At 71.6% G+C, this 20111-nt stretch carries 18 protein-coding genes; 7 read left to right on the plus strand and 11 right to left on the minus strand.

The window, feature by feature from the left end; all coding sequences use genetic code 11:
- Positions 1–10: 10 nt before the first annotated feature.
- The 5 genes from ACFYST_RS34270 to ACFYST_RS34290 form a co-directional block, all read right to left on the minus strand.
- Positions 11–910 carry a sugar ABC transporter permease gene (locus ACFYST_RS34270; protein ID WP_387868214.1) on the minus strand — a complete coding sequence of 300 codons (900 nt, stop codon included), beginning with the start codon at positions 908–910 and terminating at the stop codon, positions 11–13.
- A 62-nt stretch (positions 911–972) separates the two neighbouring features.
- The gene (locus ACFYST_RS34275) at positions 973–1923 is read right to left on the minus strand and encodes a carbohydrate ABC transporter permease (RefSeq protein ID WP_387645079.1); all 951 of its coding nucleotides are present in this window, start codon (positions 1921–1923) and stop codon (positions 973–975) included.
- Between the two features lie 115 nt (positions 1924–2038).
- The gene (locus ACFYST_RS34280) at positions 2039–3316 is read right to left on the minus strand and encodes an extracellular solute-binding protein (protein ID WP_387868151.1); all 1278 of its coding nucleotides are present in this window, start codon (positions 3314–3316) and stop codon (positions 2039–2041) included.
- Between the two features lie 313 nt (positions 3317–3629).
- Positions 3630–4700, minus strand: coding sequence for an aldose epimerase family protein (locus tag ACFYST_RS34285; protein WP_387645084.1), 1071 nt, complete (start codon positions 4698–4700; stop codon positions 3630–3632).
- Between the two features lie 94 nt (positions 4701–4794).
- On the minus strand, positions 4795–7749 hold the full coding sequence (locus tag ACFYST_RS34290; RefSeq protein WP_387645086.1) for an ATP-binding protein: 2955 nt from the start codon (positions 7747–7749) through the stop codon (positions 4795–4797).
- A gap of 273 nt (positions 7750–8022) precedes the next feature.
- Here ACFYST_RS34290 and ACFYST_RS34295 point away from each other — a divergent pair, with 273 nt between their 5' ends.
- Both ACFYST_RS34295 and ACFYST_RS34300 read left to right on the plus strand, forming a co-directional pair.
- Positions 8023–9066 (plus strand): hypothetical protein, encoded by a 1044-nt coding sequence (locus tag ACFYST_RS34295; protein WP_387645089.1) that lies wholly within the window; start codon positions 8023–8025, stop codon positions 9064–9066.
- 246 nt (positions 9067–9312) lie between these two features.
- On the plus strand, positions 9313–9639 hold the full coding sequence (locus ACFYST_RS34300; protein WP_387645091.1) for a nuclear transport factor 2 family protein: 327 nt from the start codon (positions 9313–9315) through the stop codon (positions 9637–9639).
- Between the two features lie 19 nt (positions 9640–9658).
- Here ACFYST_RS34300 and ACFYST_RS34305 read toward each other — a convergent pair whose 3' ends face one another.
- On the minus strand, positions 9659–10879 hold the full coding sequence (locus ACFYST_RS34305; protein WP_387868153.1) for a serine hydrolase domain-containing protein: 1221 nt from the start codon (positions 10877–10879) through the stop codon (positions 9659–9661).
- Between the two features lie 75 nt (positions 10880–10954).
- Positions 10955–11287 (minus strand): hypothetical protein, encoded by a 333-nt coding sequence (locus tag ACFYST_RS34310; RefSeq protein WP_387868156.1) that lies wholly within the window; start codon positions 11285–11287, stop codon positions 10955–10957.
- 112 nt (positions 11288–11399) lie between these two features.
- Between ACFYST_RS34310 and ACFYST_RS34315 the strand changes: the two genes are divergently transcribed.
- The 5 genes from ACFYST_RS34315 to ACFYST_RS34335 all read left to right on the plus strand — a co-directional run bounded on the left by ACFYST_RS34315 (position 11400) and on the right by ACFYST_RS34335 (position 17372).
- Positions 11400–11933, plus strand: a complete 534-nt coding sequence (locus ACFYST_RS34315) for an NUDIX hydrolase (RefSeq protein ID WP_387868158.1) — start codon at positions 11400–11402, stop codon at positions 11931–11933.
- Between the two features lie 64 nt (positions 11934–11997).
- Positions 11998–12780 carry a TetR/AcrR family transcriptional regulator gene (locus ACFYST_RS34320; protein WP_387868161.1) on the plus strand — a complete coding sequence of 261 codons (783 nt, stop codon included), beginning with the start codon at positions 11998–12000 and terminating at the stop codon, positions 12778–12780.
- Between the two features lie 477 nt (positions 12781–13257).
- Positions 13258–15825 carry a hypothetical protein gene (locus tag ACFYST_RS34325; RefSeq protein ID WP_387868162.1) on the plus strand — a complete coding sequence of 856 codons (2568 nt, stop codon included), beginning with the start codon at positions 13258–13260 and terminating at the stop codon, positions 15823–15825.
- A 306-nt stretch (positions 15826–16131) separates the two neighbouring features.
- A complete protein-coding gene (locus ACFYST_RS34330; RefSeq protein WP_387868164.1) occupies positions 16132–16896 on the plus strand; it encodes a dienelactone hydrolase family protein in 765 nt (254 codons plus the stop codon).
- Positions 16897–16955: 59 nt separating this feature from the next.
- On the plus strand, positions 16956–17372 hold the full coding sequence (locus tag ACFYST_RS34335) for a DUF4259 domain-containing protein (RefSeq protein ID WP_387868166.1): 417 nt from the start codon (positions 16956–16958) through the stop codon (positions 17370–17372).
- On the opposite strand, the gene ACFYST_RS34340 is transcribed toward ACFYST_RS34335, so the two are convergent.
- The 4 genes from ACFYST_RS34340 to ACFYST_RS34355 form a co-directional block, all read right to left on the minus strand.
- A complete protein-coding gene (locus ACFYST_RS34340; protein WP_387868169.1) occupies positions 17369–17719 on the minus strand; it encodes a hypothetical protein in 351 nt (116 codons plus the stop codon). The two genes, ACFYST_RS34335 and ACFYST_RS34340, sit on opposite strands and share 4 nt — an antisense overlap.
- Before the next feature lie 99 nt (positions 17720–17818).
- Positions 17819–18511 (minus strand): spermidine synthase, encoded by a 693-nt coding sequence (locus ACFYST_RS34345; RefSeq protein ID WP_387868171.1) that lies wholly within the window; start codon positions 18509–18511, stop codon positions 17819–17821.
- Between the two features lie 95 nt (positions 18512–18606).
- Positions 18607–19461 carry an amino acid ABC transporter permease gene (locus tag ACFYST_RS34350; protein ID WP_387868174.1) on the minus strand — a complete coding sequence of 285 codons (855 nt, stop codon included), beginning with the start codon at positions 19459–19461 and terminating at the stop codon, positions 18607–18609.
- Entirely contained in the window at positions 19458–20102 is a 645-nt protein-coding gene (locus ACFYST_RS34355; protein ID WP_387645121.1) for an amino acid ABC transporter permease, read from the minus strand. Before ACFYST_RS34355 ends, ACFYST_RS34350 begins: the two co-directional genes overlap by 4 nt.
- Positions 20103–20111 lie beyond the last annotated feature (9 nt).

The following is a 20111-nucleotide window of genomic DNA, read 5'->3' on the forward strand; positions in this document are numbered from 1 at the left end:
AAACGGAGGGTCAGGACTTCGCCGCGCCGGCCGTCAGACCGGTCACCAGGTGACGCTGCACCAGGTAGAAGACGACCGCGGCGGGGATGGCGATGAGCACCGAGGTGGCGGCCATCAGCTGCCACTGGTGGTCGTGCTCGCTGACGAACGAGGCGAGGCCGACCGCCAGCGTGTACTTGCTGGACGAGAGCATGAAGGTGGAGGCAAAGGCGACCTCGCCCCACGCGGTGAGGAAGGAGTAGAACGCGGCCACCGCCAGGCCCGGGCGGGCCAGCGGCAGGACCAGCCGCCAGAAGGCGCCGAAGGGCGACAGTCCGTCGACCCGGCCGGCCTCGTCGATCTCCACCGGGATGGTGTCGAAGTAGCCCTTCAGCAGCCAGGCGCAGTACGGCACGGTGGTGGTGGAGTAGACCAGGATCAGGCCGGTGTAGCTGTCCAGCATCTGCAGGCTGGACAGGATGTAGTACATCGGCACGATCAGCACGGCGATCGGGAACATCTGGGTGACCAGCAGGGCCCACATCAGCGGGCGGTAGCCGGGGAAGCGCATCCGGGAGACCGCGTAGCCGGTGGTGGCGGCGATCAGCACGCCGATCAGGGTGGTGCCGCCGGCCACGATGGCCGAGTTGCCGAACCAGGTGAGGAAGCCGGTGTCGCCCAGCACCCGGCCGTAGTTGGCCAGGGTGGCCTTGTCCATGATCTTCGCCGGGTGCAGGTAGTCCATGTCGTCCGGGCCCAGCGAGATGTACGCGATGTACAGCACCGGGAACAGGGCGATCAGGCTGGCGACGATCAGGGTGCCGTGCGAGAGCACGGTGGCCAGCGGCGAGGACTCGCCGCGCAGCCGGACCTTGACGGGTCGTCCGGCGGGCTTCGCGTCGGCGGCGGGGCGGTCGGCGGTGAGTGTCATGGGGCTACCTGCCTGGTCCTGGTCCTTGGGCTGGGGGTCGGTTCCCGTACGGGCGTCGGCGCTCATCCGTTGGCCTTCTCGACCCGGGCCGTCCAGCGGCGGTAGAAGCCGGTGAAGACGATCAGGATGGAGAGCAGCAGGATTCCGTAGGTCGCCGACTGCGCGTAGTCCGAGGGCTGCTGGCCGAACCCGAGGCGGAAGGCCCAGGTGACCAGGATCTGCGCGTCGGGGGCGCCGGAGCCGAACAGCAGGTAGATGATGGCGAACTGGTTGAAGGTCCAGATCACGCCGAGCAGTACGACGGTGGAGGAGACGGTCCGCAGGCCGGGCAGGGTGACGTAGCGGAACCGCTGCCAGGCGCTGGCGCCGTCCATCTCGGCGGCCTCGTACAGCTCGGCCGGGATCGACTGGAGTCCGCCGAGCAGCGAGATCATCATGAACGGCACGCCGACCCAGGTGTTGACCAGGATCGCGGCGAACTTCTGCGCCAACGGGTCGGACAGCCAGCCGGGTTCGGGCAGGTGCAGCATCGACAGCAGGCCGTTGACGGCGCCGCCGTCGGCGAGCATCAGCCGCCAGGAGAAGACGGTGACGAAGGTCGGCACCGCCCAGGGCAGGATCAGGATCAGCCGGTAGACGCTGCGGCCGCGCATCTTGCGGTTGAGCAGCATCGCCAGGCCCAGGCCGATGCTGTAGTGCAGGAACACGCAGACCGCGGTCCAGATGACGGTCCAGACGAAGTGCGACCAGAACCGGTCGTACGACGTCGGCCCCCACAGCACGTCCGCGTAGTTGTCGAGGCCGACGAAGTCGAAGCTGTCGGGTATGTGGTTGACGCCGATCTGGCGGCCCACGTTGAGGCTGGTGGCGTTGGTCAGGGTCAGGTAGAAGCCGCGGACCAGCGGGTAGCCGACCAGCACCCCGAGGACGATCACGACCGGCGCGACCATCGCGTACGCGTACCAGTACTTCGAGTACGACAGCTTGATGCGCTGAACGACCGCAACTGCCATGGGTTGACACCTTCTCCGGGAGGTCCGCCGCCTGCCTCGGCGACTGGTGCTGTGTGGTGTGACGGCGGGCGCCCGGCCCACCGTCAGGTGTGGGCCGGGCGAGCCTGGTTCCGACTTACTTCTTGAAGTCCGGCAGGAGCTTCGCGTAGTCGGTGGCGGTGGCGTCCAGGCCGGCCTTGGTGTCGGACTGGCCCTGGACGATCTTGCCGAGGTTGGTGCCGAAGGAGCCGAACAGCGAGGCGTACTCGGGCAGTTCGGGGCGCGGCTGGGCGGAGGCCAGGATCGCCTGGAAGTCGGCGATGCCCGGGTTGGCCTTGACCTCGGCGGTGTAGGCGTCGCTGCGGGTGGGCAGGGTGCCGTTCTTCAGCGCGAGGAAGGTCTGGCTCTCGGCGGAGGTCAGGAACGCGGCGAGCTTCTCGGCGGCGGCCTTGTGGGCGGCGTCGGAGCCGGCGTAGACCGAGACGTTGTGGCCACCGGTCGGGGCGCCGCCCTTGGCGGAGCCGTTCGGGACGGCGGCGATGCCGAGGTTCTTCTTGTCGGCGAAGGAGGCGCCCTTGTAGATGTTGGTGACCTCCCACGGACCCTGGATGATCGCCGCGACCTTGCCGTTGTTGAAGGCGTCCATCATGTGCGCGTAGGCGTCGGTGGTGACGTCGGCCTTCGCGGTGCCGGGCGAGGTGAACATCGTCTTGTAGGTCTCGATCGCCTTCACCGCCTCGGCCGAGTTGACGGTGACCTTCTTACCCGCGGCGTCCACCATGTTGGTGCCCTCGCCGTACAGGAACGGCATGGCGTAGTAGCCGTCGCCGGCCTTCAGCCAGAAGCCGTCGACGCCCGCCTTCTCCTTCAGCTGGGCGGCGTCGGCCTTCAGCTCGTCCCAGGTGGTCGGCGCGGCGGCGATGCCGGCCTTGGCGAACAGCTCCTTGTTGTACATCAGGGCGAGGGTGTCGGTGACCAGCGGGACACCGTAGGTCTTGCCCGCGTACTTGGCCTGCTGGATCAGCGACGGCTGGAAGGCGGCGGCGTCGGTCAGCGCCGGGGTGCCGTCCAGCGGCTCCAGGTAGCCGGCCTTGGCGAAGGCGGAGGTCCAGCCGACCTCGGAGCGGAAGGCGTCCGGCGCACCCTTGGCACCCATCGCGGTCTGCAGCTTGGTCTGCGCCTGGTCGAACGGCACGTTCTCGAACTTGACCTTGATGTTCGGGTTCGCGGCCTCGAACTTCTTGACCAGTTCCTGGTAGTTCGGCGCCTCGTTGGTGGCGTTCGAGGTGTCCCAGTAGGTGATGGTGACCGGTCCGTCGCTCTTGGCGTCCGAGCCGGAGCCGCTGCTGCCGCACGCTGCAAGAGTGACCGCAAGAGCCGCAACGAGAGCGGAGGCCGCGATACCACGCCGCATGGAAACTCCTAGAAAGATGAGGGTGCCCGAGTGGGGGGAGGACCGCGCATAATGGCTGTCCGGGCCGACCGCGCCGTCGCAGGCCGTCGGGCTTGAGCAGGAACGTAACAGCGCGGCAAGCACGCCTGAAAGGTCTTGCAGCAAGTTTCCGCAAGTTATCGGCGATCGTTACATCGACGTGTCCTCAGTGTTGCCGCCGCGCGTCTTGACCATCCGTGGCCTTGCGGAAACTCCTCGCACTCCCACCACCGCTGAGCAGCGAAAAAGGGCCCCGGGACAGCTCCCGGGGCCCTTCTCGATACAGCTCCTGGACTCAGCCGGAGGTGCCCAGCCGCAGCACCGTGCTGGAGCGGAACTCCTGCCCCGGCCGCAGTTCGGCCGACGGATAGGACGGCTGGTGCGGCGAATCCGGGTGGTGCTGGGTCTCCAGCGCGACGCCGGCGAACGGGCCGTACGCCGTACCGGACGGGCCGGTGACGCTGCCGTCGAAACCGTTCGCCGTGTACACCTGCAACCCCGGCTCGGTGGTCAGCACCTCCAGCGTCCGCCCACTGCCCGGGTCGGCCAGCACCGCCGCCCGCACCGGCGGCCCGTCCGCGGGGCGCTCGCGCAGCACCCAGTTGTGGTCGTACCCGCGCGACTGCTTCAGCTGCGGGTGCCCCTCCGCCAGGCCCTCGCCGATCGGCCGGGCCGTGGTGAAGTCGAACGCGGTGCCCGCCACCGGCTCGTACGGGCCGTACGGGATCTGCCGCTCGTCGGCCGGCGTGATGGCGTCCGCGTCGATGGTCAGCAGGTGGCCGAGCACGTCGCCGCGGCCCTCGCCGGCCAGGTTGAAGTAGGCGTGGTTGGTGAGGTTGACCACCGTGGGCCTGGTGGTGACGGCCCGGTAGGAGATGGTCAGTTCGGCGCCGCTCAGCGTGAAGTCCGTCCAGACGTCCAGCGCGCCGGGGAAGCCCTGGTCGCCGTCCGGCGAGTGCAGGTGCATCCGCACCCCGCCGGGGATCTCCTCGGCCTCCCACACCCGGTGCGAGAACGAGTCGGGGCCGCCGTGCAGGGTGACGCCGTGTCCGGTGGGCAGCAGCGGGTGGTCCTCGCCGTCCAGGGTGATCCGGCTGTCGGCGATCCGGTTGGCGTACCGGCCGACGGTGACGCCGTAGTGCTTGGCCGGGCCGAGCAGCGTGCCGACGTCCTCGGTGGTCAGCAGCACCTGGGCGGGCGTGCCGTCCCGGTCCGGCGCGGTCAGGGTGTGCAGCGCCGCGCCCAGCGTGATGACGGTGGCCTCGATCAGGCCGGAGCGCAGCGTCCACCGTTCCAGGCCCATGCCGGCCCCCGACAGGTCGTACGGTGCCCGGTGCACCTCGGCGGGCCGGTCCGGCGCGGTCATGGGCTGCTCCTTGGTTCGTGATCACCCTTTTCGGCCAGCGTAGCGGGGCCCGGCGCACGGGGAGGTGACCCGCTCCCGCGCGCCGGAGCGTCCGTCAGCCGGGCTGCCCGGGGCCGCCGCCGGGCAGGCCGAGCGCGTCGGCGAGACCGTCCGGTCCGGTGCCGAGCTTGCGGTGCACGGCGGCCAGCCGCTGCTTGACCACCGACACCGGCAGCTTCAGCCGTTCGGCGATCCGCTGCGGCGGCAGGGCCAGCGCCGCCAGTTCGGCGACCTCCAGCTCCTGCGGGTTGAGGTTGACCTTGTTCGGCACCAGCGTCCGGTTGGGCTGCAGCCCGGACGCGGACAGCACGTTGCGGGCCCGCACCTCCAGACCGTCGGCCCCGCAGTGCTTGGCCAACTCCATTCCCTGGTAGAGGTGTTCGGCGGCCTCCAGGCTGCGGCCGACCTGCACCAGGGCGGCGCCGAGGTCGACCAGCGCGTGCGCGTGCTCGTAACTGGCCGGGGAGCGGCCGAGGCAGCCGACCGCCTCCTGGAGCAGCTCGACGGCGTGCGGCCCCTCCCACACACTGGCGGCCAGCCGCAGCGCGCTGCCGATCGCCGACGGCGAACCGGACTCCCGGGCCCGGGCCACCGCGTCGTCGCCGTTCTTCCGTGCGGACGGCAGATCCCGGTGCGCCATCGCCACGGCCAGGTAACCGGCCCACGGCGCGTGCACGGTGGAGCGCCAGCCGCGCTTGTCCAGCCGCATGCCGGTCTCGGCGAGCACCTCGACGGCCATGTCGTAGTCGCCGCGGGAGATCAGCAACTTGCCGTAGATGGTGGCGACATCGGGCAGCACCAGCGCGGTCTGGTGGTACGGCGGCGAGAACCGGTACCGCTGCGCGACCTCCCAGGCCTCCCGGTCGCGGCCGCGGGCCAGCAGGGTGTCGATCAGCGAGCCGACCAGGTTCCACTGCAACGGCAGCCCGGTGCCCATCCGGTCGGCGATCCGCAGGCCCCGGCGCAGGAAGTCCTCGGCCTCCGGGAGGAAGCCGCGGCGCAGCCGGGCGAAGCCCATCAGGAAGTAGGCGAAGCCGCGGTGCGCGCCGCTCCACCCGGCGATCTCGAACTCCAGGATGGCGGAGCTGAACAGCTTTTCGGCGCGGGCGAGTTCGTCGTTGTAGGCGAAGCACAGGCCGAGCAGCGCGGGCAGTTCGAAGTTCCAGGTGGTGTTGGTCCAGCCGAGGCTGCGCGACAGTCGTCCGTTGACCAGCGCGTCCTCGGCGGCCCGCAGTGCCTCGGCGCTGGGGCCGCCCTTGAGGGTGAGGTCCCAGGCGTGCAGGGCGCGCACCGGCCGGGAGGCCTCGCTCTCCTCCTCGACCTGGGCGGCGAGTTCGGCGACCTTGCGGGCCCGTTCGGGGCCGTTGTCCTCGTCGCGCCGCAGGGCGGTGTACAGCAGGTGGGCGGTCAGCAGCCGGACCCGGCCGAGGCCTTCGGTGGTGTTCTCGGCCTCGGTCAGGCAGAGCCGGGCGGCGCCGTTCAGGTCGCCGCCGTGGGCGATCACCTCGGACAGTCGGAACACCGCCTCGACCCGCAGGTCGGCGTTGAGGCCGTCCTCGATGTCGAGTGCGCGGCGCAGTTGGTTGGCGGTGGCCTCGGGGTCGGTGAGCAGTGCGGCGCTGCCGAGTTCGTACAGCACCTCGGCGCGGTAGTCCTCGTCCGGTGGTTCGGCGAGGGCGCGTTCCAGGCAGCGGCGGGCGGCTTCGGGGGCGCCGATGGCGAGGTTCTCGGCGGCGGCCCGGCGCAGTTTGCGGACCATCGAGTCGTCGCCCTCGCCGGGGTGGGTCTCCAGCAGGTGGCGGGAGGCGGCGAGCAGCGAGCCGCCCTGGTCCTCGATCGCGGTGGCGGCGACGCCGTGCATGCCGGCCCGGGTGGCCTCCGGGATCGACTGGTAGATCGAGGCGGCGATCAGCGGGTGGACGAACTCCAGCCTGCCGTTGGGTTGGGTGGTGAGCACCCGGGTCCGGCGCAGTTCGCGGACCGACTGGGCGGTCTGCCCCGGGCCCTGGGCGCAGATCGCGGCGGCCAGGTCCTCGTCGATGTCGGTGTCGAGCAGCGCGGCGGCCCAGGCGAACTGGAGGACGGTCGGGCCGAGTTTGTCGAGCCAGTAGTCGCGGCCCTGGCCCCGGGCGGCCGCGGCGAGGTCGCGCAGCCGGGGCGAGTTCTCCTCGACGGGTTCGAGGTTCTGGTCGCGCACCTCGCGCAGCAGTGCGACGGTGTCGAACGGGGCGCCGGCGGTGACGGCCCACACCTGGCGGCAGAACGCGTCGTCGGCCTCGGCGAACTCGTTGTGCACGATCTCGGCGGTCGACAGCGGGTTGAGCGGCATCAGGTCGTGCCGACGCTCGGCGCGTTCCTGGATCTGCAGGACGAGCGGCCGGGCCGCCTCGTCGAACTCGTGGCGGTAGGCGAAGACCAGCAGCACCGGGAGTTCCCGGGCGCGTACCGCGAATGAGGCCAGCCAGGTCAGCGACTCCTGGTCGACCACGTGCAGGTCGTCGATCACCACGACCAACGGGGCACGCCGGGGCGCGAGTTGGGTGATGACGAAGTCCAGGCCGTCGTGCACGCCGAGCGGGTCGATCCGCTCGACCGCGTCGGGCGGCGGGGCCAGGCCGACGGCGGGCGCGACGATGTTGTACCAGTTGCCGAACACCTCGGTGCGCTCGTCCGGGTCGAGACTGCCGAGGACGGGCTGAAGTAGTTGCCGCAGTACGCGGAACGGTTCGTGCTTCTGCCGTTCGCCGCCCCGGGCGAACAGTACGGTGGGGTCCTTGCGCGCTCCGGCGATCCGGCGCACCTGTTCGAGCATCGTGGTCTTGCCCATACCGGCGGGACCGGAGAACAGCAGCAGTTCACCGATCTTGGTGCCGCCCGCGGCGAACTCCCGGCACAGCTTGTCCACGGCCTGTTCGGCGGAGGCGAGTTCCTTCTCGCGCTCCCACAGCCGCTGGGCGGTCTTCCCCTCGCCGGCCGCCGATGCCTGCGGCCCGCTCTGATCTTCGGCCACGTCCGTCCTTCCGACTCGCCTTCCCGGCACTCGCTTCCGACCATAGCGCCGTCAAGGGCCGCTCGGGCGGCGTTCCCGCAGGCCGTGGACCTGATGGGGGCCAGATTGCCTGGTCAGGAGCAACTACCTTGCAGGCGTCAATTTCTGGCGATTCGTCATGGTTAACTCTTTCCGGTTTCCCAGGTGTACTCGATCCCGGCGAGGGAAGACCGACGCCGGGCGCAAGCCCGACCGACTTGACGCACCAGCACATCAGGCCGCTCTGGAGAAACGTTGGCTGCCATACCCCCGCTCTTCTGCCCCATCCCCTCGGCCCTGCATCCCGCGCACGAGGAGGTCGGCAAGACCACCGAACTCTGGCTCGACGCAATGGGATTCACGGGGGACGCGGAACGCCGCCGCCGCCTTCTGGCCATCGGTGCACACGAGTTCGTCTGCCGGATCGCCAAGGACGCCGAGGGCATCACGGGGCTGGAACTGGTCTCGCAGTGGTTATGCAGCATGCTCATGCTCGACGACGAGTGGGACACCGGCAGACTGAGCCGGGACCCTTCCCGTGTACTCACGATAGCAGCCACATTACTGGCGGTTATCAACTCGACGCCCTCCCACCCGGAGGAATCGGACATCTACGTCGCTTCGGTGCGCGACGTGTTCCGCCGGGCCCGGGACTGGGCCCCCGCGGTCGCCGTGAAGCGTTGGGCGGACAGCCAGTTGGAGTCCTTCATGGGCGCCGCCACCGTCGCGGCCTACCGCTCCCAGGGGCGGACGATGTCCATGTCCGAGTACCTGACGATCGGCCCGCTGGACCGCGGCAGCCGCTCCTGCATCGAGATCATCGAGGTCTGCGAGCGCACCGCCGTCCCGCAGTCCCAGCTGGACTCGCCGCGGGTGCACGCACTCACCGAAGCCGCCAAGTTCCTGGTGCTGATCTCCGCGGACGTCTACTCGTACAGCCGCGAGGACAGCCAGGGAGACTTGGACAGCAACATCGTCCACCCCCTGGAACGACATATGGGCTGCAAACGGGACCAGGCCCTGATCGAGGCCGCCGCCCTGCACGACCGCACCATGTGCCTGTTCCTCCGCCTGGCGGACCGCACCTCCCGCCGCGCCGGGCCCGAACTGCGCCGCTACATCGAGCAGTTGTCCAACCTGGTGAGCGGAAACCTGGAGTGGGGACTCACCTCCGCCCGCTACACCACGCACGTACCGGGCGTCGCCCCGGTCGCCGAACGCGCAGAACGCCCCGCCGACGGCCGGCTCACCCCGCCGCCCTACCCCGAGATCGCCTGGTGGTGGGAGCAGCTGTGGTGACCACCCGCTGACGGATCATCGGAAGCCTCCCCGATCCGCGGCACGAACCCGCCCATCCGGACATCACATCACACCACTCCCACGGCCCCGGCCCGCGCCACGCGCCCGGCTCCGAAGCGTGCCCGCAGCGGTGGCGCACCGGCTCCGACCGGCCCAGAAAGGCTGGCGGACGACCGCCCGGCGTGGTCACGTCGGGTCAATGTCCGACCCGTCGGGCCTGATCCCACCGTCAAGGAGTGAACCCTCATGACCATCGCCGTCGACAAGCTCTCCGACCCGGCCGTGCGCCGCCTGCTCGGCGCCGTCAACTCGGGCAACCGGGACGCCTTCTTCGCCGCCCTCACCGACGACGCCACGATGTCCGACGACGGCGCCGACCGCGACCTGGCGGACTGGGCGGACCGGGAGATCTTCTCCTCGCACGGCCACATCGAGGTGCAGACCGAGAAGTCCAACGGCCGCGCCCTGGTCGCCGATTACCGCAACGACACCTGGGGCGAGATGCGCACCGCCTGGCGGTTCACCGTCTCCCCCGACGGCCGGGTCAGCCGCTTCGAGACCGGCCAGGCCTGACCGCGCAACCGGCGCCCGCTCAGCCCCGGCCCTCCAGGCACTGCCGGACGGCCGTGATCAGCGCCCGCGAGCGGATGTCCCCGGTGACGCCCGGCTGCATGCCGTTGGTGACGTAGCCGAAGCCGATGCCCAGCTCCGGGTCGGCGAAGCCCAGCGAACCGCCGCGGCCCGGGTGCCCGAAGCTCGCCGGGGACGCCATCGGCGAGCTGCCGCTGTGCCGGAAGAAGCCCTGGCCGAACGTGGTGTTGACGATCAGCACCTGGTCCGGCCCCTGCACCGAGGGCCCCGCCGCCTCGGCCAGGGTGGCCGGCTCGAACAGCGCGGGCAGCCGCTGCCCGGGCGCATCCGCCCGGTCGGCGGCGCCGATCAGCGACGCGTAGAACCGGGCCAGCGACCGGGCGGTACCGATACCGCCCGCGCCCGGCACCTCCACGGCCTGCACCGCCGGGTCGTCCAGGTCCACGCTGCTGCGCACCGAGCCGAACGAACGAGCGGTCAGCGAGCGCGGGTCCCGGTAGGCGTCCACCACCGACTGCTTGGGGCGTATCCGCATCCCGCCCGGCCCCGCCTTGGCCACCTCGGGCGCGGGCAGGTCGACCAGCCGCCCGACCCGGCCGGACTCGGTGGCGGGCAGGCCGATCCACAGGTCCAGGCCGAGCGGGGCGGCGATCTCCTCCGCGAAGTACCGGCCGACACTGCGGCCACCGGCCCGCCGCACCACCTCGCCCACCAACCAGCCGAAGGTCAGCGGGTGGTAGCCGTGCGCGGTGCCCGGCTCCCAGGCCGGCGCCTGCGCGGCGACGGCCGCCGCGGCCGGATCCCACGCCAGCACGTCCTCGATCCGCAGCGGCACGTCCAACGCGGGCAGCCCGGCCTGGTGCGACAGCAGCCAGCGCACCGGGATCCGCTCCTTCCCGGCCTGCTTGAACTCCGGCCAGTAAGCGGACACCGGGGCGTCCAGGTCGAGCAGCCCGCGCTGCGCCAGAAGCAGCGCGGAGGCAGCCGTCAGCCCCTTGGTGACCGACCGCAGCACCTGCGCGCTACCGGCCTCCCACCGCACCGCCGGCGCGGGCCTCGCACCCACCTCCGGACGCGCGTCACCGCCCCACAGGTCGACCACCTTCCGGCCGTCCAAATACAGCGCGAACGCCGCACCCAACTCCCCGTACTGCCGGAAGTTGCCCTCGAAGGCCGCCCTGACCGGCTCGAACCCGTCCGCTGTGAACCCCTGGATCTCCACCCGCCCACCTTAGACACCGCCCCCAGTGACCTGCGGCGGGGCCCATCAGCAGCCGACTCTCCCCTATTCCATCGGCTACTCCACCGTCCAGCCGATGTGACCGATCCCGGAGGAGTAGAAGGCGCAGTGGCCCGCCGACTCCTGGGTCTGGCCGGGCTGGGCCGTCACCGAGGTGCCCGAGACGTCCGGCGCGAGACCGCACACGATGTCGGCATGGAAGGTGATCGGCGCGCCCGTGTTGTTGGTGCAGAGCACTCCTCCGGTCAGCGGGTCGTTCTCGTGCACCCAGGTGGTGCAGTCCAGCCCCGAGCGGACGGCGGCGGGCACCGACGCGGCCGCGACGGGCAGCGCCGCGCCGAGCCCCAACAAGGCGGCAGCGACGGACAGAACAACAACACGGCTCCTCAACACTCCTCCAGCCAGCGGTAACTGACGCTCCGCCAACTGAATTGCCCAACTCCCGCACTCCGTATACCAACTCTTTCGGGTGATACTGCCTCCCCGGGGCCAGAATGGCGGCATGACCACTCCTTCCCCCGACTCCGGTCCGCTGGACGAAATCGTCGACGTCGTCGACGAACACGACCGGGTGCTGCGCACCGCACCCCGCTCCGAGGTCTACCGCGACAACCTGCTGCACCGCTGCGTCTTCGTACTGGTCCGCGACCCGCAGGGCCGGATCTTCACCCACCGCCGCACCGACACCAAGGCGTTCGCCCCCGGCGCCCACGACTGCTTCGTCGGCGGCGTGGTCGGCGCCGGCGAGAGCTACCTGGACGCCGCCGTCCGCGAGGCCGAGGAAGAACTCGGCGTCACCGGCATCCGCACCCGCCCGCTGTTCCGCTTCCGCTACACCGACGGCGAGCGGTTCAGCTGGTGGTCCGACGTCCACGAGGCCGAATGGGACGGCCCGGTCGACCCGCAGGCCGAGGAAGTCGCCTGGTACACCTGGCTCACCGAGGACGAACTCAACGACCGCCTCACCACCTGGGAGTTCGTCCCCGACGGCCGGGAGGCCTGGCGCCGCTACCTGGAACAGCGCACCGGCCGCTGACCTCCCTGTCGACGCCCCCCGTCCACGCTGTCCCGCGCCACCCCGACGAACTAGGGTGGGCCGCATGGCTTCCCGTACGCCGTCCGTGGCCCCCCGCTCGGAGGAACAGCAGCCCGCCCGCACCCCCAGGCGGCGGCTCACCGTCGACGAACGCCGCGAACAACTCATCGCGGTGGCCCTCGAGTTGTTCTCGGACCGAGCCCCCGAGGACGTCTCCATCGACGACATCGCGGCCGCCGCCGGCGCCTCCCGCCCGCTCGTCTACCACTACTTCCCCGGCAAGCAGGCCCTCTACGAAGAAGCCCTGCGCCGGGCCGGCCGCGAACTCACCGGACGCTTCGAGGAAGTCGCCGACGGCCCGCTCTCCGAACGCCTCTACCGCGTCATGGGCCGCTACCTCGACTTCGTCCAGTCCCACGAAGCCGGCTTCACCGCCCTGCTGCGCGGCGGCTCGGTCGCCGCCAGCCCCGACGCCGACGCCGTCATCGACCACGTCCGACGCGCCGCCCAGGAACAGATCCTCCGCCACCTCGGCCTCCCCGACCCCAGCCCCACCCTGCGCCGCACCGTCCGCGCCTGGATCGCCAACGCCGAAATCAGCTCCCTCGACTGGCTCGCCGACAAGCCCGTCCCCGCCGAAACCCTGCAACTCCACCTGGTCCAGGAACTCGTCGCCGCCCTCGCCGTCGCCGCCACCCGCGACCCCGAACTCGCCGCCCTCTTCACCGAGTTCTTCACCACCGAACACCCCGACGGCCCCACCGCCCGCCTCATCCGCGACCTCACCACCACCCTCGCCCCCCTCACCCCCTCCCTCCTCCGCCTCGCCACCCCACCCACCCCCTGACCCCCGATCACCTCCTCAACTCCCGCCGCCCAAACCACGTCGCTTTCCCCAGACGACCCCTCAACCCACCCCCAAGCCCCCGTCACCCCACACCCCCGCCCACAACCCCGTCCTCCGACGCCCCCTCAACCCACGTCGCCACCACCCCCATCCCCCACACCCCGCGCCACAGACACCCCCCCAACCACCCACCCCCCAACGCCCCTTCACCCCACCTCACCCCACACCCCCCCACCCACACCACCCACCCGCCCTCCCACGACCCCTCAACCCACGTCGCCACCACCCCCATCCCCCACACCCCGCGCCGCAGACACCCCCCAACCACCCACCCCCCAACGCCCCTTCACCCCACCTCACCCCACACCCCCCACCCACACCACCCACCCCACCCCCGACGACCCCTCAACCCACGTCGTCCACGTCTGATACAAAGTGGCTGAACTGTCCACACCCGAGAACGAGGGGGCTCGGCGAATGACGCAGGAAGGCTTCGCCGCCGCAGACCGGATCACGGCCACGCTGGACGCGGCATGCGCCGCACTTCTCGGCAGCCGCGCCACCCACTACCCGATCGACGCATTCACCGCGTTCCGTCGGCCTCAGCATCCGGCCGCCAAGGCCCTGTTCGGTCTGCGGATCAGCCAGATCGGCCCGGGCCTGCTCTCCGTCCCGAAGCTGGGCACGGTGATCGAGGTGTCCGCCAACCGCCGCCCGAACGCGAACGCCGGCCGCGAGGCCGTCCCGGTGCTGACGCAGCGTTTCGCCGCCTCGGCCCTCGGCCTGACCGACCCCGCGTCGGTCTCCGCGCTGCGGTTGCACGCCGAGCCGACCCCGGTGGACACCGAGCCGCTCGCCGGTTTCACCCAGGCCCTCGCGGCCCTGGCCGAACCTCGCGTGACGGTCGCCCCTGACGAACTGTCGACCGGCTCGGGTGTCGAGGCGCGCCTTGTCGTCCCGCCGGCGTTCCACACTCTGACGGTGCGCGGTTCGGGCAACGCCCTGTCCGCCCATCTCACCGAGACCGCCGAAGAGTTGTTCTCCGGCGCGTCCCCGGCCGAGCGCAACGACTTCGCCGTGGTGGCGGCGCTGCTGTCCGAGCAGTTCGCCGCCTCGAACGTCGCCTACGCGGGTGTCGCGACGCTGCTGGTGAACGGCCGCCGTTCGCGGGTCTCGCTGGTGGTGTCGACCGTCCCGTGCGCGCAGCCGATCCAGGAGCTGGCGGTGGAACTGTCCACCGAGCGCCCGTACTCCGAGGTGTGGACGGTGTTGCTGCCGGCCGGCCCGGCCGCGGTGCTGGTGGAGAACCGGGCGATGCCCGCGCTGAAGGAGTTGCACGACGAGCGCCCCGGCGGCGTGGTGTACAGCTCGGTGGTCGAGGCGTTCGTGCCGATGCCGGACGGGGCGACGGTCCTGACGGTGCAGCTGACCACCTCCGACACCGAGGACTGGGACGTCTACACCTCGGTCTTCGCGGACCTGCTCTGCTCGGTCCAACTCGCTTGGGACGGTGTGGCCGTGGCCCCGGCCCCGGTGCCGGTCGGCCGGGCCGTTCCTGCTCACAGCCCGGCCGTTCCGGCGCAGTCCGCCGCGCCGTCGGTGCCTGTCGCCCCGCCGGTTCCGGTCGCGACGTCCGAGCAGCCCGACGCCCCGTCCGGCACCTCGGTGCGGGTCCCGCCCTCGGACTTCAATCCCTTCGGTGCCCCGGCCCCCGCCGATCCGCAGGCCCAGCAGCCGTCCCCGGTGCTGGCCTCCGCCGACCCGTTCGGTGCCCCGGCCCCGGCCCCGGCCCCGGTCGCCCCGGAGGAGCCCGCCAAGGGCACCACCGTCCGGGTTCCCCCGGAGGACTTCAACCCCTTCGGCGCCCCGGCCCCGGCAGCCCAGGCCGCCGCCCCGGCCGCGCCCGAACCCGCCCCGGCCGCCGACCCGTTCGGCGCCCCGGCGGCCACGCCGGAACCCGAACCCGAAGCCGCCGACCCCACCAAGGGCCGCCTCGTCAAGATCCCCCCGGCCGACTTCAACCCCTTCGGCGCAGCCCCAACCCCCGCAGCAGCAACCCCCTCCACCCCGGAACCCGTCTCCCCGGCCGCCGACCCCTTCGGCGCACCCGACCCCTTCGCAGCCGCCGACCCCTTCGGCGCACCGGCCGCACCCCCCACCCCGGCACCCGAACCCGAGCCCGAACCCGAAGCCGCCGACCCCACCAAGGGCCGCCTGGTCAAGATCCCCCCGGCCGACTTCAACCCCTTCGGCGCAGCCCCGACCCCGGCAGCGGCAGCCCCCGCCGCTCCGGAGCCCGCCGCCCCGGCCGCCGACCCCTTCGGCGCACCCGACCCCTTCGCAGCCGCCGACCCCTTCGGCGCACCGGCCGCACCCCCGACCCCAGCACCGGCACCGGCCCCCGAAGCCGCCGACCCGACCAAGGGCCGCCTGGTCAAGGTCCCCCCGGCGGACTTCAACCCCTTCGGAGCCCCCGCCCCGGCAGCGGCAGCCCCCTCCACCGAGGAACCCGAAGCCGCCGACCCGACCAAGGGCCGCCTGGTCAAGGTCCCCCCGGCCGACTTCAACCCCTTCGGCGCAGCCTCAACCCCGGCCGCAGCAGCCCCTGCCGCCACCCCGGCGCCCGCCCCGGTCGCCGCCCCGGCGCCGGCCCGCGCGGCCTCCGCCGACCCGTTCGGGACAGTCCTGTCCTCCGAGCCGTCCGACCCGTTCGGCACCATCACCGGCCCGCCGAGCAACATCCCGCCCCGGCCCAGCGCCCCGCCGGCGGTCCCGGCCCCGGCCGACCCGCCGGAGGCGGCGGACCCCACCAAGGGCCGCCTGGTCAAGGTCCCCCCGGCGGACTTCAACCCCTTCGGAGCCCCCGCCCCGGCAGCAGCAGCCCCCGCCGCCGAGGAACCGGAGGAGGCCGACCCGACCAAGGGCCGCCTGGTCAAGGTCCCCCCGGCCGACTACAACCCCTTCGGCGGTCTCTCCGCACCGCCGGCCCCTGCGGCGGCACCGCAGTCCCCGCCGCCCCCGCCGGCCAACAGCCCCTTCGGCTGATCCGCACCTGACGAACGGCGAGCCCACCCCGGGCTCGCCGTTCCGCATTCCCCGGCCACCCCATCGCCCACCCGGCCACCCGGCCACCCGGCCACCCGGCCACCCGGCCACCTCGTCACCCACCCGGCCACCCACCAGGCCCGCTGGCCTCGCCCCGTCCGGTCGACTACCTTGTCCGACCATGACGACCGGGACGGCCTCGCGCCACACACGAATCGGCGACCCGGCCCTCCCCTGAGCGCCGCCCGGGCCCCACCTCCGTCGAGTTGACACCTCATCCAACCGTCAACCACGACAGGAGACTTGATGCCCGCCCAGCCCCGCACCGACCTGCTGCACATCCCCACCCCGGACGGCCACGCCGACGCCCTCGCCGCCTTCCCCTCCGAGGGCGGCCCGCACCCGGCGGTACTGATGTACCCGGACGGCTTCGGCATCCGCCCGGCACTGCGCGACCTGGCCCGCGAGCTGGCCGGCCACGGCTACTACGTGCTCGTCCCCAACCTCTTCTATCGCCACGGCCCGGCCCCGGTGCTCGAACTCCCCGCGTACATCGGCGAGGACGCCCGGCACGACCTCTTCACCCACCTGATGCCGCTGATCACGGCGCACACCCGCGAACGCGCCCTGCGCGACGCCGACGCCTACCTGCGCTTCCTCACCACCCGCCCCGAGGTCGCCGCCCGCCCCGAGGTCGCCGCCGGCCCTGTCGCCGTGACCGGCTACTGCATCGGCGGCCTCCAGGCCGTCCGCACCGCCGCGGCCCACCCGCACCGGGTCGCCGCCCTCGCCGCGTTCCACGCCCCGGTGGCCGCCGACGGACCCGAGGTCTTCGCCGAACTCACCGCCGAGGTCCATCTCGGCCACGCCGCAAGCGATCTGACGCCCGAGGCCCTCGCCGAACTCAACCACACCCTCGATGCCGCCGGGGTCCGCCACACCTCCGAGATCTACCCCGGCACCGTCCACGGCTTCACCATGCCCGACACCGACGCCTTCGATCCCGCCGCGCTCCGCCTGCACTGGGCCCGGCTGCTCCCCCTCCTCGCCCGCACCCTGCCCGCTGTCTGACACCTGACCTGTCAGTCCACCCTGCGACGATCTCCGCGCTGCTACCGAAGGAGATCACCATGGGTGCCTGGGACATCGGCCCGTTCGACAACGACACCGCCGCCGACTTCGCGGGCGACCTCGACGAGGCCGCCCCGGAGCAGCGCGAGGCCCTGATCCGCGCCGTACTCGGCGGCGGTGTCGGCGAGTTCGACGACCTGGATGCCGACGACGGCTGCCAGATCGTCGCCGCTGCCGCCCTGGTCGCCGCCCAGTGCCCGGGCGGCACCCCGATCACCACCGCGTACGGACCGGACCAGCCGCTCCCCCTGTTCGGTCCCGAGATACGCCGCCTCGCCCTGAACGCACTGGCCGGCGTGCTCAGCGAGGAATCCGAACTCGCCGAGCTCTGGGACGAGTCGGACGAGGGCCCGGCCTGGCGTCACGAACTGGAGCAGCTCCGCACCGTCCTGTCCGCCGCCCTCTCCGCCGGCTAAATCCCTCCGCCTCCCCGCTCGAGGTCGATCTCCTCCCGCTCGAGGTCGATCTCCTCCGCCAGCACCGCCATCCGGTACAGCGCGACGAAGTACCGCGAGGCGTAGCGGTCGACGGCGAAGGTCGGCAGCAGCTCGCCGAGCAGGACGATCCGGCGGCGCAGGTGCTCGCGGTGCCGCGCGCCGAGCGACGGCCCGTCGAGGACGCTGGCGGCGAATCCGGTGAGGACGGTGCCCAGGGTGACCAGGCAGGTGCCTTCGGGCTCCTGGTCGTACCAGCCGTTGGGGAACCGCATGGCGTTGAACTCGTCCCAGAGGCACGCCAGGAGGTCCGTCTTCTCGTCCGCCATGATGGTGATCATGCCGCACGCGAGCGCTGTTGTGAACGCGTCACGGGCACAACTTCCGCACCGAATCCGGCGGTTCGGCCGCGTGAAGGCCGCGCCCCGTCAGGCGGCCCGGCGCGCCAGGTGCACCACGTCGGGCACCCCGCGCTCGACGGCGATCTCCTCGCTCCGGACATCGATGAACCCGGCGTCCCGCAGCGCCTGTTCGAAAGCGGCGGAGGGCTGGGCACTCCACACCGCGAGGACGCCGCCGGCCCGCAGCCGGGCAGCGGCATTGGCCAGGCCGACCGGGCCGTACAGCGCGTCGTTCTCCTCACCGACCGTCCAGTCGGGCCCGTTGTCGATGTCGAGACACAGCGCGTCGTACTGCTCCCCGGTGGAACCGAGATGCGCCACCAGATCGGTGTGCACCACCTCGACCCGCGGATCGTCCAACGCGCCCGCGGAGAACGCCCCGAGCGGCCCGCTCCGGTGCCAGTCGATGATCGCCCCCTCCCGCTCGACCACGGCGATCCGCCCCCACCGCGGCTCGGCGGCGGCGTACGCCAGCGAGAAGCCGACGCCCAGCCCACCGATCAGCACACTCAATCCGCCCCCCGCACCCACCGAGTCCAACGCCGCCTGGATCAGCAGCCGTTCGGACCGCCCGTCGGTGGTGTCCATCAGGAAGCACCCGTTCGCGATGATCTCGTAGTGCCCACCGCGCCGCCGCAGCGCCACCTCGCCGTACGGCCCGTCCCGCCGGTCGATCACTTCGGCATCGGGCAGGCCCTGCCGGCTGGGCAGCACGGACATTCGGCAACTCCTCGTGTGCGCTCGGTCACAGACTTTCCGACCCTAGCCGACCGCCCCGACCCGAACCCACCGCTTTTCCAGCGTCCGAAAAGGCCCTACCCCTGCCCGTCCAGCACCGGCCCGGCCTCGGCGACCGGCGTCGCCCCTTCGCGCGGGCTGCGCCGAGCGCGCCGCTCCAGCCACTTGGCCAGCCAGGACAGCAGCAGACACATGCCGATGTAGACCGGGGCGATCACCATCACCACGGGGATGAACGGCAGGTCGTAGTCCAGGTTGGTGGCGATCAGCTTCCCGGCGTGCAGGAACTCCTCGTAGGTGATCAGGAAACCCAGCGAGGTGTCCTTCAGCGCCACCACCAGCTGGCTGACGATGGTCGGCGACATCGCCCGGACCGCCTGCGGCACCAGCACGTACGTCATCACCTGGGTCTTCCGCAGGCCGAGCGCGAACGCGGCCTCCTTCTGCCCCTTGGGGACGGCGAGGATGCCGGCCCGGAACACCTCGGCCAGCACCGAGCCGTTGTACAGGGTGAGCCCGGCCACCAGCGCCCAGAGCGGTTCGACCTTGAGCGCGACGAAGATGAAGAAGATCATCACCAGCAGCGGCATGGCCCGGAAGAACTCCACCACCAGGGTGGACACCCAGCGCACCGCCCGGTGGTCGGAGAGCCGTCCGGCGGCGAACAGCGCGCCGAACGGGAGCGCGAACAGCACCGTCCAGCCGAACGCCTTCAGCGTGTTGCCGAGGCCGCGCAGCAGCAGTTCCTGGACGCCCTTGTACTCGAAGGCCATCCACTTCTGGTGGGTGAACTGGTTGGTGTGGAACAGCATCCAGATCACCCAGCCGACCACCGCGGCGATCACCAGCAGCGTCAGGATGCCGTACAGCCGGTGCCGGGCCAGCGCCTTCGGCCCGGGGATGTCGTACAGCGCGGAGGACTCCACCGTCATCGGGACACCGCCACCCGTCGCTCCAGTACGTTGAACAGGGCGCTGATCGCCAGCGTGATGATCAGATAGCCGACCGCGATCCAGACGAAGGTCCAGACGATGCTGTAGCCCAGCTCGTTGATGGTCCGGTAGGTGCCGAGCAGTTCGACCACACTGAACGAGCCCGCGATCGCGGTGTTCTTCGCCAGCGCGATCATCACACTGCCCAGCGGGGCGACCACCGAGCGGTACGCCTGCGGCATGATGACCAGGCTCAGCGTCTGACCGAACGTCAGACCCAGGCTGCGGGCCGCCTCACCCTGCCCCGTCGGCACGGTGTTCACGCCCGAGCGCAGCACCTCGCAGACGAACGCCGAGGTGTAGCAGCCCAGCGCCAGCACGGCGAAGGTGAAGAACGGCAGCGTGATGTGGAACCGGGGCAGGCCCAGCACCACGATGAAGAACAGCAGGGTCAGCGGGGTGTTCCGGAGCACCGTCACCCACCCGGTGCCGACGGCCCGCAGCGGCTTCACCGGCGAGACCCGGAAGCCCGCCATGACCACCCCGAGCACCAGCGCCAGCGCGGCACTGACCAGGGTCAGCCACAGGGTGCCGAGGAAGCCGTGCCAGTAGGTGGACCAGTTGCTGGTCAGGACGTTCATCCGCGCCCC

The sequence above is a fragment of the Kitasatospora sp. NPDC004614 genome, assembly GCF_042873675.1.
Taxonomy (GTDB): Bacteria; Actinomycetota; Actinomycetes; order Streptomycetales; family Streptomycetaceae; genus Kitasatospora.

Excerpts from the sequence above, each read along its gene's own strand:
- ACFYST_RS34270 (WP_387868214.1), bottom strand. The coding sequence starts at position 910 with ATGACACTCACCGCCGACCGCCCCGCCGCCGACGCGAAGCCCGCCGGA.
- ACFYST_RS34275 (WP_387645079.1), bottom strand. The coding sequence starts at position 1,923 with ATGGCAGTTGCGGTCGTTCAGCGCATCAAGCTGTCGTACTCGAAGTAC.
- ACFYST_RS34280 (WP_387868151.1), bottom strand. The coding sequence starts at position 3,316 with ATGCGGCGTGGTATCGCGGCCTCCGCTCTCGTTGCGGCTCTTGCGGTC.
- ACFYST_RS34285 (WP_387645084.1), bottom strand. The coding sequence starts at position 4,700 with ATGACCGCGCCGGACCGGCCCGCCGAGGTGCACCGGGCACCGTACGAC.
- ACFYST_RS34300 (WP_387645091.1), top strand. The coding sequence starts at position 9,313 with ATGACCATCGCCGTCGACAAGCTCTCCGACCCGGCCGTGCGCCGCCTG.
- ACFYST_RS34315 (WP_387868158.1), top strand. The coding sequence starts at position 11,400 with ATGACCACTCCTTCCCCCGACTCCGGTCCGCTGGACGAAATCGTCGAC.
- ACFYST_RS34320 (WP_387868161.1), top strand. The coding sequence starts at position 11,998 with ATGGCTTCCCGTACGCCGTCCGTGGCCCCCCGCTCGGAGGAACAGCAG.
- ACFYST_RS34325 (WP_387868162.1), top strand. The coding sequence starts at position 13,258 with ATGACGCAGGAAGGCTTCGCCGCCGCAGACCGGATCACGGCCACGCTG.
- ACFYST_RS34330 (WP_387868164.1), top strand. The coding sequence starts at position 16,132 with ATGCCCGCCCAGCCCCGCACCGACCTGCTGCACATCCCCACCCCGGAC.
- ACFYST_RS34335 (WP_387868166.1), top strand. The coding sequence starts at position 16,956 with ATGGGTGCCTGGGACATCGGCCCGTTCGACAACGACACCGCCGCCGAC.
- ACFYST_RS34340 (WP_387868169.1), bottom strand. The coding sequence starts at position 17,719 with ATGGCGGACGAGAAGACGGACCTCCTGGCGTGCCTCTGGGACGAGTTC.
- ACFYST_RS34345 (WP_387868171.1), bottom strand. The coding sequence starts at position 18,511 with ATGTCCGTGCTGCCCAGCCGGCAGGGCCTGCCCGATGCCGAAGTGATC.
- ACFYST_RS34350 (WP_387868174.1), bottom strand. The coding sequence starts at position 19,461 with ATGACGGTGGAGTCCTCCGCGCTGTACGACATCCCCGGGCCGAAGGCG.
- ACFYST_RS34355 (WP_387645121.1), bottom strand. The coding sequence starts at position 20,102 with ATGAACGTCCTGACCAGCAACTGGTCCACCTACTGGCACGGCTTCCTC.